Below are 15,188 nucleotides of genomic sequence, written 5' to 3'. Positions count from 1 at the left end.
CTATTTTAATTCATTTTGAAAGTGGGTACAAGTGGAAATCATGCCTTTTCGACTTTTCCCACACATACTTCGTCAAATCTACGCACATTTCATACGCCAAAAAAGGAGTCATGAGATAAATACCATTAAAGTATTGCATCGCCGTATCCAGCAGCTCTTTGGCAATTTCCACACCCATTGCACGACCTTCGGGACCCTTCAATCCATCCATTCGCGCCCTAACCTCGTCAGACAACCGAATGCCGGGAACCTCATTGTGCAGGTATTCCGCGTTCCCGCCGCTAGCCAGCGGAGCGATTCCAATGAAAATCGGAATTTGCAAATGCTTGGTAGCTTCATATATCTGTTCGATCAGCTTGGCATCGTACACTGGCTGCGTCATGATATAATCCGCACCTGCTTCGATTTTGCGTTCCAAGCGCTGAACAGCTTTATCTAAATGTTTCACATTAGGATTGAATGCCGCACCTACAACGAAATTAGCCTTCTGCTTCAGCGGCTTGCCGGAGAAGGCGATGCCTTCGTTGAGCTGTTTAATCATCCGAATAATTTCGAATGAGGTGAGATCGTACACCGAGCTGGACCCGGGGAGATCGCCAAACTTGGCGGGATCTCCGGTCACGGCCAGCACGTGATCTATTCCGAGCGCGTGCAAGCCCATGAGATGGGACTGCGTCCCGATCATGTTGCGGTCACGACACGCGATGTGAATGAGCGGACGTGCGCCCAGGCGTTCCTGCACGAGGTAGCCGAGGGCCAGGTTGCTCATGCGCGTAACAGCAAGGGAATTGTCGGCCATCGTAATGGCGTCGACATGGGCCTCTTGCAGGGCCTTCGAACCCTGCATAAATTTCTCGATGTCGAGATCCTTCGGAGGATCCAGCTCGACAATGACGGTTTTGCGCTGCTTCACGATGTCCAGCAGCGAAGGAATGCCTGCCGGAGGCGCAGGCTTCGCCGGCACGGGCTCGATCACGCGCACAGGAGCTGCATCAGCGGCAGCGCCTGGCGCGGCCGGCACGTAGCCTTGCAGCGCCTTCGCCACAGCGGCGATGTGCTCTGGCGTCGTGCCGCAGCAGCCGCCGATGATGCGCGCGCCAAGATCGGCGAAGCGCAACGCGCTTTCGGCGAAGTACTGCGGCGTCGCCGCATACGTATAGTGCCCGTCCACGTAGTCGGGCAACCCTGCGTTCGGGAACGCCGAGAACGGAATACCCGGGATCTGCGCAAGCTTCTCCATCGAACGAAGAATCCCATTCGGACCTACGCGGCAGTTAAAGCCGATCACATCAGCACCCTCGTCACGCAGTCGCAGGAATGCTTCTTGCAACGGAACACCATCCTGTGTGCTGCCCGTACCTTCGTTAGCAAACTGGCAAATCACGGGAAGCCCGCTCATACTACGGATAATACGCAAAGCAAGTTGAAGTTCTTCCAAATCATAGAACGTCTCAAGTAACAGCCCGTCCACCGGTGAGTCTAGCAGAACACTGATTTGTTCACGCAGTGATTCCTCAACGTCTGACGTTCGCACGTTTTTACGCTTGCCTGCACGAATAGAACCAATTGCGCCTACAACATACGCATCATCGCCAACAACTTTACGAGCCAGTTCAACGCCCGCGCGGTTAATGGCTTCAACGTCGCCTTCCAAACCATACTTCGACAGCTTCTCCCGATTCGCCGAAAAGGTATTCGTTTCAATAAGACGAGCACCTGCCTCGAAATAACGGCGGTGCACGTCAGCGACTGTTTCCGGTCTAAGCAAATTCAATTCTTCATATGAAATGCCCACGGGAAAACCCATCTGATATAAGTATGTCCCCATAGCGCCGTCACCGGTCAAAATTTCCCGTTGCAACGCTGAGCGAAGATCCAATTTCATGTAACATTTCCCCTATCTACCCGACATGTAGTCAAAATAAACGGCTGCTTCGTCCTCTTAGGACGAGTTCGTTTATCAAGATAATAGCCGACTTATCGTATGAACCTATCAATTCTTATATTTTTACAAAGTGCCCGTGAACACTTCTTCCGCAGGTCCCGTCATGTAAACGTGATTATCCTCTTCCAACCACTCGATGAACAGATCTCCACCTTTGAGTGAAACGGTCGCTTCTCGATCTGATAAACCGTTAAGGACAGAGGAAACTAGTGTAGCGCAAGCACCCGTTCCGCACGCAAGCGTAGGTCCAGCACCTCGCTCCCAAACTCGCATATCCGTATAAGCACGATCGCGAACGGTTGCGAATTCGACATTGATTTTACGCGGAAACATCGGATGAGCTTCTAGTTTAGGCCCCCACGTTGCGAGGTCAAAATTCACAGCATCCTCCACATAAATGACACAGTGCGGGTTCCCCATGGAAACCGCTGTGAAGCGGAACGTTGTGCCATCCACCTCAATCGGGTAGTCGACCACCTTGTTGGCATCAACGGTCGTTGGCACCTGAAGACCTTGCAGGATAGGCTCGCCCATATCCACGCGCGCCGTTACGACTTTCCCCTCTTGCACTTGGACTTGAACCTTCTGTACACCTGCACCAATGGTCTCAATCGTAATCTCTGTGGCATCAATTAACTTATGATCGTACACATATTTAGAAACACAGCGAATCGCGTTGCCGCATTGCTCGGCCTCAGATCCATCCGAGTTGATAATGCGCATTTGAAAATCTGCTTTCTCTGAAGGAAGAATAAACACAACGCCATCGGCACCGATGCTAAAAAATCGATTACATAGCTGAATGGCCAGCTGATCCGCCCCTACAGGTAGCTCTTTCTCCCCGGCAACGACGATAAAGTCATTGCCAAGTCCGTGCATTTTCGTAAAATTCATGTCAAGCACCCCTAATGTGCGGTTTAGCCATTATCATAGCGTAAAAACGTCTGTATGCATAGCCCTACGCCTCCGCAGCACGCCACAGTCTCAAAATCGCCATAACTTGTTAGCCAGCTAGAAGAGTACGAAAAAAAGCCGCCTCACGGCAGCTTTTCCTACTCTCCATTACCTAAAACTAGGCTTGGAAGATTTATTATAAACAGAGGAACTTGAGCCTCTCGAACCTTTGGTGCGTTTTGGCGACAACACACTGCCTAGCCCCATAAAGAAGGTTGGAATGCCAGCGGCGATCAGAACGAGAATCCAATCCTTCCAGCCCAGAGGCACGGTTTTGAAGATCGGTTGGAGGGCATCGACATACATAACGCCAAGCATCAAAATGAGCGATGACAAAACAGCGAGCACTAAGTACTTATTTTGCAACGGATTACGATGGAAAATGGAACGTGAACTGCGACAATCGAACACATGGATGAGCTGCGCCATCACCAGAGTTGCGAAAGCAACACTTTGTGCTTTTAATAACGTATCCGCATCAGACGGATTCACGCGTAACACGAGCCAGAAGGCACCTAACGTACACACCCCGATGAGCATACCGCGGGAAATAATTTTCCAACCTAATCGTCTTGCAAAAATACTTTCCTTGGCCGAACGCGGCTTATGCTGCATTAAGTCCTTCTCCGCTTGATCCACACCAAGTGCCATCGCCGGCAGACCATCGGTGACCAAATTCACCCATAGGATCTGAATAGGCACGAGCGGAAGCGGCAGTCCCGCCATCATAGCGATGAACATCGTCATAATCTCACCAACGTTAGACGCAAGCAGATAGCGAATAAACTTACGAATATTTTCATATATACTGCGCCCCTCTTCAATTGCTGCAACAATCGTTGAGAAATTATCATCGCTCAGTATTAAGGAAGAAGCTTCTTTCGATACATCCGTTCCCGTAATCCCCATGGCAATCCCAATATCCGCAGCCTTAATCGCTGGCGCATCGTTAACACCATCCCCCGTCATGGCAACAACGTGTCCATTGCGCTGCAGCGACTTAACGATCCTTAGCTTATGCTCAGGGGATACCCTAGCATAGACGTAGGTATCATTAACTTTGGCATCGAGCTCATCGTCCGAAAGCTGCCCGATCTGCTGACCGCTCATACTGACGCCATTGGCCGGAATCATTCCCAACTGCTTCGCAATAGCTTCCGCTGTCGTTTGGTGATCACCTGTGATCATAACGGTCTTGATGCCCGCTTTACGGCACTTGGAGATCGCTTCACGCACTTCTTTACGCGGAGGATCAATCATGCCGGTTAGCCCTACAAAAACTAAACCATTTTCAACATCCTCATAATCATCATACCGATCGCTCACTTTTAGTTCTTTATACGCAATACCCAATACGCGAAGGGCGGATTTGGCCATGCCTTCATTCGCTGAGATCACCTTTTGTTTCAGGGTCGATGTAAACGGAATAACCTTACCGTCCCACAAAATATAACTGCAATGCTGCAGAAGTACGTCTGGCGCACCCTTCGTGCAAGCCATACGGCCATGCTCAGAAGACACGAGCACAGACATCCGTTTACGTTCCGAGTCAAAAGGAAATTCGGCGATCCGTTTATATTTTTCCCTCAACGAATCTTGGGTAATCCCGCTCTTGGCGCTGAGAACAACTAACGCTCCTTCGGTTGGATCCCCTTTAATATTCCATATAGAGGCAGGTCCGGCGGAACCTTCTTTACCTTTCTTTCTTTTCGTTTCTTGCTTCTCTTCTATTAACGTCGCGTTATTACAGAGAGCAGACACATGAAGCAGCTTGCTGAGGGAAGGATGTTTGTGTGCGTCCGTATGCTGACCGCTTAGTAGAATGTTCCCAACCGGTGCATAACCATCCCCTGTTACCTCCATCACATCGCCGCCAACCCATAAATGGGTCACGGTCATTTTGTTCTGAGTCAACGTCCCCGTTTTATCTGAGCAAATGACAGAAGCACAACCTAAAGTCTCCACAGAGGGCAGCTTTCTAACGATGGCTTTCCGCTTAATCATCCGTTGTACGCCAAGTGCGAGCGCAATCGTGACAATCGCAGGGAGACCTTCGGGAATGGCAGCAACAGCTAAGCTAACACCAGCCAAGAACATCGCATAAGGTGGTTGTCCATGCATAATACCTGCAACAACAACGAGAATGGTTAAGGCGATAGCAACGATGATTAGAATTTTACCTAATTGCTCCAAGCGGTGCTGAAGCGGCGTTTCCATAGAATCCGTATTTTGAATAAGATCGGCGATTTTACCCATTTCGGTGCTCATCCCGATGCGAACAACAACAGCCTTCGCTGTGCCACGAGAAACCATGGTCCCCATAAAACCCAGATTGCGCTGATCGCCAAGGGGCACTTCCTCGTGCGGGATGGATGCTGTGATTTTGCTTACCGCAATCGATTCCCCGGTGAGCGCTGATTCCTCGATATAGACGCCATTCGTTTCAAGGAATCGCACATCTGCAGGGACTCTGTCGCCGCTTTCCAGAAAAACAATGTCACCTGGCACTAAGTCACGAGCTGGAATTTGATGTACAGCCCCTTCTCTCCAAACATTCGCGTTAGGCGCAGACAACTCTTTCAGCGCACGAAGCGAACGCTCCGCACGAAATTCCTGCGTAAAGCCCAATATCCCATTCATCACGATAATGATAACAATCGTAATTGCATCTAAATATTCACCAAGCAAGCCTGATATCAAGGTCGCCCCCAATAAGACCAGCACCATGAAATCTTTAAATTGATTCAAAAGCAGGGTGATTGGAGAAACACGCTGCCCCTCAGAGAGTTCGTTTCGCCCTATCTCCGCCTGCCTTTTCCAAGCTTCTTCCCAGGGCAATCCTTGCTGCATATTCACCTGCTGATCTCGCAAGACATCCTCCGAGTTCATCTGGTACCACTTATTCTGACTCATCCGCCCTTCTCCCTCCCACATCCACTTGATCTTATCTCACACTTATACGTATTTGTATTCAGACAAGCAGGAAAATATCCCTGAAATCATCTTTCCTCTCCAGCACCCCTTAAGTTTTTGTGAAAAGTATGGCATCATAGAGATTAGCAAAATTTTTATGCATAGAGCTCATTGACATGTCACTAAGCAAATCACAATGAGTTCCCAGAATGGAGTTGTATGTATCATGGCTTTAGACGGACTCGTCCTTCATGCAATTGTTCACGAGCTTCAAATGTATGTCGGAGGCCGAATTAATAAAATTCATCAACCGAGCGAAAATGACATTGTGCTGCAAATTCGCACGCAAAGGCAGAACGTGAAGCTGCTGCTTTCTGCTAATCCTACTTATCCACGGGTTCAAACCACAGAACAAGTGTCCATCAATCCAATGGATGCCCCCATGTTCTGTATGCTCTTGCGTAAATATTGTGAAAGTGGCGTCATTGAGGCCGTAGAGCAAATTGGCATGGAACGGGTGATCCGGTTCCAGATTCGTCATCGTGACGAACTAGGCGATGTCTCCCTGAAGCATATTATTGTGGAAATTATGGGACGTCACAGCAACATTATTCTTCTCGACCCTGAGACAGGCACCATTCTAGATGGCATCTATCATGTGACACCAGCGATTAGTTCATATAGAGTTGTCATGCCAGGAAGCAAGTATATGACCCCGCCTGAACAGGATAAGCAAAATCCACTAGAAGTGGATGCCGCCGAATTCGCGCGAGCACTTGAGGGTACGCAGTCGGATGAGGAAGATGCACCGCCAGTCAAACCCGAGCAACAGTTGGTTGCTGCATTCAGCGGACTCAGTCCCCTGATCGCCAAGGAAATTGTGTATCGCAGTCTGCAAGGAAAGAACGAAGTCGATAACGTATCTCTGTGGCAGGCGTTCAGCGAAGTAATGACCGCCATGCGCGAGAACCGTTATGAACCTGTCATTGTAGAACAAGAAAAAACAGGAAAGCTGTTCTTCGCGATGACGCCACTCACGCATATCACTGGTACTTCAAAGTTCTATCCAACACCTAGTGCGTGTTTGGAGCAGTTCTACGGCGATAAAGCCGAAAGAGATACCGTGAAGCAACGTGTCTCCGATTTATTGCGCTTTTTACAAAATGAAGTGAACAAAAATGTTAAAAAACTGGAAAAACTTCAGGATACTGTGGAAGACTCCAAGGACGCGGATAAATTTCGAATTCTAGGAGAGCTGCTAACCGCTTCCCTGCATACGATTAAGAAAGGCGACAAGGAAGTCCAAGCCATTAATTACTATGATGAAAATCAGCCTATGATGACCATCACATTGGACCCGCTCCTTGGCCCTTCGGAAAATGCACAGCGCTATTTTAAAAAGTACAACAAATTAAAGAACAGCACCGTGATCGTCGAGGAGCAAATTGCTCAAACACATCAAGAAATTACGTACCTAACAACCCTGCTACAACAGCTAAGTGTCGCCTCCTTGCCCGATATTGAAGAAATTCGCGATGAGCTTATGGAGCAAGGCTATGTGCGTGACCGCAACAAGAAACAGCGCAAGAAAAAGAAAAAAGATAAGCCTGCACTAGCCTGCTACGAATCCACCGAAGGCGTTCCCATCTATGTTGGGAAAAATAATACGCAGAACGAATATTTAACGAATCGACTTGCTTCCTCTATGGATACATGGCTGCATACCAAGGATATTCCCGGCTCCCATGTCGTCATACGCGGAGAATTCACCGACACCACCTTGCTCGAAGCCGCGCAGCTAGCTGCTTACTTCAGTCAAGCCAAAAATTCCAGCCAAGTGCCTGTCGATTACACGACGATCAAGCATGTCCATAAGCCGAACGGCTCGAAGCCTGGATTTGTGATCTATGTGAATCAGAAGACGCTTTATGTGACGCCGGAAGAGGAAGAGATCAAACAATTGAAAATGACCATCAAATGAACAGCAAAAACCCTATCGGGATCCATGGATCTCGATAGGGTTTTCAACTTATATGTAGGCTACTGTTTGTCCCACTGACTAATCAATGAAAGTAAATAGGCCTTTACCTGGTCTTGCAGATCCGGACGCTGCAAAGCTAGCTCAATCGTGGCTTCGATATACCCCAACTTGTCTCCAACATCATAACGCTTCGCCTGCATCAAGTAAGCAGCCATCTGTTGCTCCTTATTGAGCACTCGCAGCGCGTCTGTTAATTGAATCTCGCCACCACGGCCAGGTTCTTGCCGCTCCAGAATGCGGAAAATTTCTGGCATAATAATATAACGCCCGATAACAGCCAAATTCGATGGTGCCTGATCACGATCCGGCTTCTCCACCAAATCCTCAATCAATCGATAGTTGGCGTAACTCGTCGCTGGAGAAATGATGCCGTATTTGCTCACGTCGGCCCAAGGTACTTCTTGAACAGCAATGACCGAGGTTTCCGTTTGTTCATAAATATCCATCATTTGCTTAAGTCCCGGTGGTGAAGATTGGAGAATATCATCTCCGAGCAGAACGGCAAAGGGCTCATCGCCAATAAATTTACGCGCACATTGAATGGCGTGGCCTAAGCCGAGTGGCTGCTTCTGACGGATGTAATGCACATCTGCCAAATTGGAAACCGACTGCACAATTTCAAGCAGCCGTGTGTTCCCTTTTTCTTCAAGCATCATCTCCAGCTCGACCGATTTATCAAAATGATCCTCAATCGCACGCTTGTTACGACCTGTCACAATGATAATATCTTCAATGCCAGATTCGATCGCTTCTTCCACAATATACTGGATAGCGGGTTTGTCGACGATGGGCAGCATTTCCTTCGGCTGCGCTTTGGTTGCGGGTAAGAACCGAGTGCCAAGTCCCGCCGCGGGGATAATGGCTTTACGAATTTTTTTCATGAATGCTCCTCCTTCTTGGACTGCAATCGCTCAACGACGTCCATACCTATTCGTCTCGAACCAATAGCCGCATGGAAAGCGACGCCATCTCGAACGCCATGGAAATCGGAGCCCGCAGTCATCAGAAGACCCTTGCGCTGAGCAAGTAGCCTATACCTCTCTTCGTCTTCTGACGAATGATCGGCATGATACACTTCAATGCCATCTACTCCCTGTAGGGTAATAGCCTCAACAAGTGCATCATCGTGATAAATACCTGGATGAGCTAGCACCGCTTTGCCCCCAGCATCATGAATCCACGAGATTGCGGTAGCTGGCTCAATACGCGGTGGATTGGCATAAGCGGCCGCTCCTGTTGCCAAATAACGATCAAATGCTTCCGTGATCGTGCTCACATAGCCTTTATTTAAGAGCACCGCAGCAATATGAGGCCGCCCTACGGTGTCCCCTTTTCGCTTCACATTCGCAACTTCTTTGAGAACTTCCTCCATCGTGATTTCAATCCCAAGCTCCTGTAACCGCGCTACGATCATCTCGTTCCGTGTATCCCGTGTGTCACGTAAAGATGCCAAGCGTTGCAGGAATTGATCATCCTCGATATTGATGAAATAGCCAAGAATGTGAATGTCCTGTCCACTCGCAACCGTTGAAATTTCAACCCCAGGTACAACAAAGATGCCCAGCTCGGAGCCCGCCTCTAGCGCTTCCGCTACCCCGGAAATCGTATCGTGATCGGTGATCGCAATTGCACCTAAGCCTGCGTCGAATGCCATTTGTACATTCGCTCTAGGCGATTGCGTCCCGTCTGAAGCCGTTGTATGTGAATGCAAATCTGCTTCCATGCGATCCCCCATTTTCTCCTCCTATTATAGAAACCGGCTTAAATCCTCTTGTCTCAAAAAAGTCATGAAACTTACAGCAGAGATAGGCAGCAAGGTCGAGTTTAAGTAAATCGCATAAAAACTGCGTTCAAAGACGATATTCTCGATTTTCTTCACTTTAAAGAGCCCCAGCGTCACCTCATGCTTCACAGAGGATTGCGATAAGATAGAAATCCCCAATCCCGCTTCAACAGCTGATTTAATGGCTCCTGTGCTTCCCAGCTCCATTACGATCTTCATCGTGGAACAATCCATATTGCAGCGAGCGAATTCTTCCTCCATCACCCTTCTTGTACCAGAACCCTGCTCACGCAGCACAAAAGGGTACTTCAGCAGTTCTTCGAGCGTAACAACCTCAACATCTGCAAGCGGATGATCTGACGGCACAATAAGACGAAGCTCATCGCTGAGTATCGGTTCAGTATGAACATCTGGATGATGAATCGGTGCTTCTACAAGACCGAAATTGAGTTGATGACTAAGAACCTCGTCTAAGATCTGCGTCGTGTTCATAACCTTCATGGAAACGGAAATGTTCGGGTAATCTTTGCTGAAAGGGCCCAGAAGACGAGGTAAAATATATTCCCCCATCGTCAAGCTGGCGCCAAGCTGAAGACGCCCCTCAATCATCATCGTAAATTTCGACATCGCCACATCGGTGTCACGAATGAGCTCAATGCTATTTTTGGCAAAAGGCAGCAGTGCTCGTCCCGCCTCCGACAATTCGATCTTTTTGGTGCTCCTATGGAAAAGCTTGACACCAAAGTAATCCTCAAGCGACTGTACTTGCATCGTCACCGCAGGCTGGGTCATATGTAATGCTCCGGCTGCATGTGAGAAACTGCCTTTTTCCGCAACGGTATAGAAAATGTGTAATTGATGAAAATTAAGTGCCATGGTATACCGCCTCTCTCTTTGTTACCATTATATGAAATCAAGCACGCACAGTCCAATCAAGACGCCAAAAAAGAGTATGTCTGCCCCAGACATACTCTGATCAATTGAATGATTAACGACGCTTGCGACTATTCTTAATTAAGGTCATACGACGAGAGTGCCTTAACCAGGAATAGTACGACTTCAAATCACGCAGCTCCATGGTCTCTGACATTTTACCAAGAAAGGTGACTATTATCATTTTGTGCAGAGGATTGCCTACGAGATCGGTCTCATGTTCCAAATGCGAAAATTCAGCCACAACCACCAAATCATCATCAATTAAATAAACGTCTTCTTCATTCCGATAATAAGGGACCATGCTATCATTTTTAAGCTTTTCCCACAAGAAAGCGCAAATTTCCTCGAGTGAATTGTTATTGCTTGAAATACGATCGCTCCATCTCAGCTTTGCATGATTCGTGATCACGATATCCGCCACTTTTTTGTCGCCTAGCTGTACGAAGAATGGTTCGTAAGTACTCCATCTCCCCATCACCTTATCTTTCATGATCACATCCCCTTTCCTATTTAAATGGGACCTATTACCTACTCCCTGACGTTTGTAAGTTATATTTTACTGTATTATAACTTTTTTTCCCATGTAAGAATATATAAAATTATTAATAAGTATTTATGAAGACAAAAAACTATGCCTAATTTTCGGAAAATTGCGAAAACTTCTGTCGATGCGCCTAAAAAATAAAAAAAGCTTCTCACGAAGCTTTCATTTTGCACTGCAGTCTCAAAGCGTGTAAAATCTAGTTTTGTCAGGCACGTCACTACTATATTCCGTTTTGATTTCATTCCGGTATGATTTCTCAACCTTTTTGACGTAAGGCAGCTTGAGAAGGCTGCGTGTGGTCTCTTCCACTTTACTGGCATGTATATAAAGAACTGCATAATTCATTTTCTTGGATATGTAATGAAGGGAACCGAACCGCTCTAGATTTCTTGCGGCTTTGATATCGTTTACCCAAATGATTAATCCGCTTCGCTCAATCATCATGATTGCAACCTCTTTTCAATAATCCTAATATGGAGTGATCTCACAACATGAAGCCAACAGACACTATTGTCCGCGTTTATCGCGGAAACGTAACTGAAAGTATACATCGCGTCCACCTTGCTGTTGTGGACACCCAAGGAACGCTCCTGCACAGTGCAGGCGATCCGCATCTACTAACCTTCGCCCGTTCGACGGTGAAGCTGATTCAAGCCTTGCCGGTCATTGAATCCGGCGCTGCTGATCATTTCGGCCTGACGGAGGCCGAAATTGCCCTATGCTGTGCTTCCCACAATGGGGAAGCTCAACATGTGAGCACGGCCCGCGGCATCCTCGGCAAGCTTGGGTATCATGCCATGCACCTGCAATGCGGTGCGCACGAGCCTTTCCATGCGCCAACTGCGCAGGCGATGCGCGAACGCGGGGAGTCCCCCTCAACCTTGCATAACAATTGCTCGGGCAAACATTCGGGTATGCTATCTCTAAGTAGCCACCTCGGCGCTTCACCGGATACGTACATGAGCCCTGAGCATCCTGTTCAGCAGTTGATGCTGGATGCTGTCAGCGCCATGTCTGATGTGCCTAAGGAGCAGATGGAGCTTGGTATCGATGGCTGTGGCGTGCCCGTGTTCGGCATGCCAATCGACCATCTCGCACTCGCCTTTGCCCGATTGGGCAGCCATGAAGGGCTATCTGCAGAGCGTGCAAACGCTTGCCAGAGAATTGTCGATGCTGTGCGAAAATATCCTCAATTCCTCGCAGGAAGCGATCGCTTCGATACGCGATTAATCGAGGTAACAAAGGGTCGAATCGTAGGCAAAATGGGCGCCGAAGGGATCTTCGCCCTTTCAATCCCAGAACAAGCCATTGGCTTTGTCTTAAAAATAGAAGACGGAAATGTTCGTGCCTTATATCCCGCGGTCACCGAAGCGTTGAAGCAGCTAGATTATCTCTCGGAATCCGAAGTTAGTGAACTCGCTGCCTTCCATACACCAGCTGTTCACAACTGGCAAGGAACCGAGGTCGGACGAATCCGCCCCGATTTCTGCCTGTAAGTAATACTAACCGCAATTCCCGCTGCAGCTTCCACCAGAACTGCAGCCTTTGCCGGTTGGCAATGGGTTGTTGCTTGGGACTTTAATCGAATCAGATACAGCATGAGCAATCGTTGTAGAGACAGTAAACAATAAGTCGTCCAAACGATCTTCAGCTTCTTTATACTTGCGAACAGCTTCTACAGCTAAGAGTTTCTCTTGCACGTCATTCACAGCCGCTAGCGCATCGTGATAACTCGGATGGTAATGACCAAAACGCTCGCATTCCTCAAAGGCATCTTTTTTCCTAGCAAAAACAGCCTGCAAATCTTTAACTTCCTTGCTGTTCTCAACCGCGTTCTTCCAATATAAATAATCTGCAACTTCCGCAGAAGAATTAATCATGTCACCCATATCGTAGGCCTGCATTAGGATAGCCGACATATCCAGTGTTTCTGTTTCCATTGTTTGTAACATTACGACAATCCCATCCTTCCTCTCGAAAAATCTATAACACTTCTATCATATCACAGTTCGCCAAGAGTTTCTTCCTTTTCTCTAACACAGCCATCGTTGATCCCCGGTAATATGAGCTTCATCTCCTTCCACTCCTCACTTGGCCAAGAAATCTCCTGATATTCTTCCCAACCATCCAGAATCCAACCGGTCCGATCTTCACGCAGCATCCGAGGAATAATGAAACAGTCGCGGCCTTCTTTCCGCAGCTGTAACACGCTTTTCCATTCAATGGCCTTACGAATCATATCTTTCCGTGTTGATACGTGATAGTCGCGAAACTCCTTGATCCAACTCATTGGAATTTGCTGCATATCTGGATAAAAGTCATTACGTTCTGGCAAATGGGGGTCAATTTCATAGAGCTGAATTGTATCTCTGGAGTAGCATAGCCCTACAACTGGCTGCTCATTTATGGTTGGAAGATTACCTTCATTCTCGATAGATGAATTTGGAGTTAAGCGACGATTGGGATGGAACCCCATCGTTTCCAAGCATTTCGTCAAATGTTTCACATGCTCGTAAGAAATAATAAAAGTAGTTTCGCTAAGGCGATCCCCTAGCAATGATTGACACTTCTCATTTCGGAGCAAAGCCTCCGCAATATCTGCAGATTGACAACGAAGCAGCGTGACGTCCTCGACATAAAGCTTATCCTTTTGCTCCTCCCATTGCTGTAGTGTGATGACGATCTGATCAGGCACCTCATAGTAAGCATTCTCTTGCAAAATGCGAATAACGTCTGAACTCTTCAGCTCATGATCTAGCGCGCGTTGGAAGCTCTCTTTGGTCAAACGGTAGGTTCGTACGAGATCCGTGCTTTGGAGGTCTGCAAACGCAGCAACTTCCCACTCTAATCGAAGCGTGGCATCAGGAGGCAATAACAATTCGAAATCTGGCTGGACGTAGAGAGAGGGCGAAATGTTAGGCGATTGATTAATTGGAGTAACGGGTAGCGCTCCAAGAGCCTGCTGAGGGCTGATTAGCCATCTGAACCAAAGATGTTTCGCCTGATCTTCCGCTAATTCGAGGAAACGAAAAACAGTCAACGGCTTCAACCAAGTCGTAACCAATTCCTCTCGAAAGGCGGCTTCGTCCATTGGTTTAGGTTCTATTGAACAACCTGTTTGGATAGCTAGAAGCAGTTCATTTAGGTTGTACCATTGCCCATCAATTGCCCTCTCCATGATGGCAATGCCATGCTCTAACCAGACTGGTGCGGGAATCAAAGCCTGACGCCAAATGTGATACAGCTGAGCTTGCTGGTGGTCATAAGAGCTCTGGAGCCAGCATTGCAACAGCGGTTTATGAATAAGAAAAGCATTACCCGCTTCATTTCTATAAAGAAACCCCATCCGCAGAGCCATTTCAAGCATCAACGCGGAAGACTCCTCATACACGTCAGTAAAGGCATAAGAAACCCCTGACATCGTGAGGATTCTTCTCGGCAGGCTGACATGTTCAGTAAGCTTTTGCAATTGCTTTTTATGTAAGGTTCCTTTATTCGTAAGGGGAAATGCTGGCTGTCGTGAGCAGCTTACCAGAAAATGAAACAATTGCTGCGCTATTCCTCGGGGATTTCCTTGCATTTCTTCATCCATTTCTACACGGTGGTCCCCAACTTCTCCTGCTGGCAATAGAAAAAGTTCAGTTCTTAACTCGTTCATGGGGTTCAGCGCAGTAGGAAATAACAAACGCTGCCATCCCGCAAAAGCATCCTCAGGAAGAATAAATAATTGATCACCCCATGATTTGCGAAATGCAACAATGATGCCATATCGTCGTAGTCCCCATAAGCCCAAACTTACTTGAGCGCCTGCCATTTGGAGTGCGGCTTCCTTTTCCAACTTATCGCTTGTAAAGGGAAGACAGCCAAACGTTGACATCACAAGACGTAATGTTCGCCTCTCATCCGAAGATAGCCTGTTGTGTAGTTCAACGAGATGACTAGGAAGGGTGAGCAGCTCCTTCAGTGACTCGCAAGGCGTTCGAAGTGTAGAGCACCAAGTCTGATTTAGGATCCGCTCCTTTAACGCATGCGGCATTTTCCGTTCGATCTGTTCGTATTTCATTCTGCCCCC

At 47.8% G+C, this 15,188-nt stretch carries 12 protein-coding genes; 2 read left to right on the top strand and 10 right to left on the bottom strand.

The window, feature by feature from the left end; translation table 11 throughout:
* Positions 1-10: 10 nt before the first annotated feature.
* From AC58P7_RS07880 to AC58P7_RS07870, 3 genes are all read right to left on the bottom strand, one after another.
* Entirely contained in the window at positions 11-1,885 is a 1,875-nt protein-coding gene (locus AC58P7_RS07880) for a bifunctional homocysteine S-methyltransferase/methylenetetrahydrofolate reductase (protein WP_497341501.1), read from the bottom strand.
* A 123-nt stretch (positions 1,886-2,008) separates the two neighbouring features.
* A complete protein-coding gene (gene dapF / locus AC58P7_RS07875) occupies positions 2,009-2,839 on the bottom strand; it encodes a diaminopimelate epimerase (protein WP_497341499.1) in 831 nt (276 codons plus the stop codon).
* A gap of 168 nt (positions 2,840-3,007) precedes the next feature.
* On the bottom strand, positions 3,008-5,812 hold the full coding sequence (locus AC58P7_RS07870; RefSeq protein ID WP_497341497.1) for a calcium-translocating P-type ATPase, SERCA-type: 2,805 nt from the start codon (positions 5,810-5,812) through the stop codon (positions 3,008-3,010).
* A gap of 226 nt (positions 5,813-6,038) precedes the next feature.
* Here AC58P7_RS07870 and AC58P7_RS07865 point away from each other — a divergent pair, with 226 nt between their 5' ends.
* On the top strand, positions 6,039-7,793 hold the full coding sequence (locus AC58P7_RS07865) for an Rqc2 family fibronectin-binding protein (protein WP_497341495.1): 1,755 nt from the start codon (positions 6,039-6,041) through the stop codon (positions 7,791-7,793).
* A gap of 59 nt (positions 7,794-7,852) precedes the next feature.
* Here AC58P7_RS07865 and galU read toward each other — a convergent pair whose 3' ends face one another.
* The 5 genes from galU to AC58P7_RS07840 form a co-directional block, all read right to left on the bottom strand.
* Positions 7,853-8,734 (bottom strand): UTP--glucose-1-phosphate uridylyltransferase GalU, encoded by an 882-nt coding sequence (galU, locus tag AC58P7_RS07860; protein WP_497341493.1) that lies wholly within the window; start codon positions 8,732-8,734, stop codon positions 7,853-7,855.
* A complete protein-coding gene (locus tag AC58P7_RS07855; RefSeq protein ID WP_497341491.1) occupies positions 8,731-9,588 on the bottom strand; it encodes a PHP domain-containing protein in 858 nt (285 codons plus the stop codon). The genes galU and AC58P7_RS07855 overlap by 4 nt, the downstream gene beginning before the upstream one ends.
* A 12-nt stretch (positions 9,589-9,600) precedes the next feature.
* Positions 9,601-10,512, bottom strand: coding sequence for a selenium metabolism-associated LysR family transcriptional regulator (locus AC58P7_RS07850; protein ID WP_497341489.1), 912 nt, complete (start codon positions 10,510-10,512; stop codon positions 9,601-9,603).
* 112 nt (positions 10,513-10,624) lie between these two features.
* Positions 10,625-11,062 (bottom strand): hypothetical protein, encoded by a 438-nt coding sequence (locus AC58P7_RS07845; protein WP_497264055.1) that lies wholly within the window; start codon positions 11,060-11,062, stop codon positions 10,625-10,627.
* A 234-nt stretch (positions 11,063-11,296) separates the two neighbouring features.
* Entirely contained in the window at positions 11,297-11,560 is a 264-nt protein-coding gene (locus AC58P7_RS07840) for a YlbG family protein (RefSeq protein ID WP_028558190.1), read from the bottom strand.
* 47 nt (positions 11,561-11,607) lie between these two features.
* On the opposite strand from AC58P7_RS07840, the gene AC58P7_RS07835 reads away from it, so the two are divergent.
* Positions 11,608-12,612 carry an asparaginase gene (locus AC58P7_RS07835; protein ID WP_497341487.1) on the top strand — a complete coding sequence of 335 codons (1,005 nt, stop codon included), beginning with the start codon at positions 11,608-11,610 and terminating at the stop codon, positions 12,610-12,612.
* Positions 12,613-12,618: 6 nt separating this feature from the next.
* Here the strand turns inward: AC58P7_RS07835 and AC58P7_RS07830 are convergent, their stop codons facing one another.
* Both AC58P7_RS07830 and AC58P7_RS07825 read right to left on the bottom strand, forming a co-directional pair.
* A complete protein-coding gene (locus tag AC58P7_RS07830; protein WP_497341485.1) occupies positions 12,619-13,056 on the bottom strand; it encodes a YlbF/YmcA family competence regulator in 438 nt (145 codons plus the stop codon).
* Positions 13,057-13,118: 62 nt separating this feature from the next.
* Positions 13,119-15,179 carry a helicase-associated domain-containing protein gene (locus AC58P7_RS07825; RefSeq protein ID WP_497341483.1) on the bottom strand — a complete coding sequence of 687 codons (2,061 nt, stop codon included), beginning with the start codon at positions 15,177-15,179 and terminating at the stop codon, positions 13,119-13,121.
* Positions 15,180-15,188 lie beyond the last annotated feature (9 nt).

Source organism: Paenibacillus sp. J22FR5 (assembly GCF_059691975.1).
This window is presented reverse-complemented; position numbering and strand designations above follow the sequence as displayed.

What these genes read in the sequence shown, in the direction of transcription:
- AC58P7_RS07865 (WP_497341495.1), top strand. Translation starts at nt 6,039, where the DNA reads ATGGCTTTAGACGGACTCGTCCTTCATGCAATTGTTCACGAGCTTCAA.
- AC58P7_RS07870 (WP_497341497.1), bottom strand. Translation starts at nt 5,812, where the DNA reads ATGAGTCAGAATAAGTGGTACCAGATGAACTCGGAGGATGTCTTGCGA.
- AC58P7_RS07855 (WP_497341491.1), bottom strand. Translation starts at nt 9,588, where the DNA reads ATGGGGGATCGCATGGAAGCAGATTTGCATTCACATACAACGGCTTCA.
- AC58P7_RS07845 (WP_497264055.1), bottom strand. Translation starts at nt 11,062, where the DNA reads ATGAAAGATAAGGTGATGGGGAGATGGAGTACTTACGAACCATTCTTC.
- AC58P7_RS07880 (WP_497341501.1), bottom strand. Translation starts at nt 1,885, where the DNA reads ATGAAATTGGATCTTCGCTCAGCGTTGCAACGGGAAATTTTGACCGGT.
- AC58P7_RS07835 (WP_497341487.1), top strand. Translation starts at nt 11,608, where the DNA reads ATGAAGCCAACAGACACTATTGTCCGCGTTTATCGCGGAAACGTAACT.
- AC58P7_RS07850 (WP_497341489.1), bottom strand. Translation starts at nt 10,512, where the DNA reads ATGGCACTTAATTTTCATCAATTACACATTTTCTATACCGTTGCGGAA.
- AC58P7_RS07825 (WP_497341483.1), bottom strand. Translation starts at nt 15,179, where the DNA reads ATGAAATACGAACAGATCGAACGGAAAATGCCGCATGCGTTAAAGGAG.
- AC58P7_RS07840 (WP_028558190.1), bottom strand. Translation starts at nt 11,560, where the DNA reads ATGATGATTGAGCGAAGCGGATTAATCATTTGGGTAAACGATATCAAA.
- dapF (WP_497341499.1), bottom strand. Translation starts at nt 2,839, where the DNA reads ATGAATTTTACGAAAATGCACGGACTTGGCAATGACTTTATCGTCGTT.
- AC58P7_RS07830 (WP_497341485.1), bottom strand. Translation starts at nt 13,056, where the DNA reads ATGGAAACAGAAACACTGGATATGTCGGCTATCCTAATGCAGGCCTAC.
- galU (WP_497341493.1), bottom strand. Translation starts at nt 8,734, where the DNA reads ATGAAAAAAATTCGTAAAGCCATTATCCCCGCGGCGGGACTTGGCACT.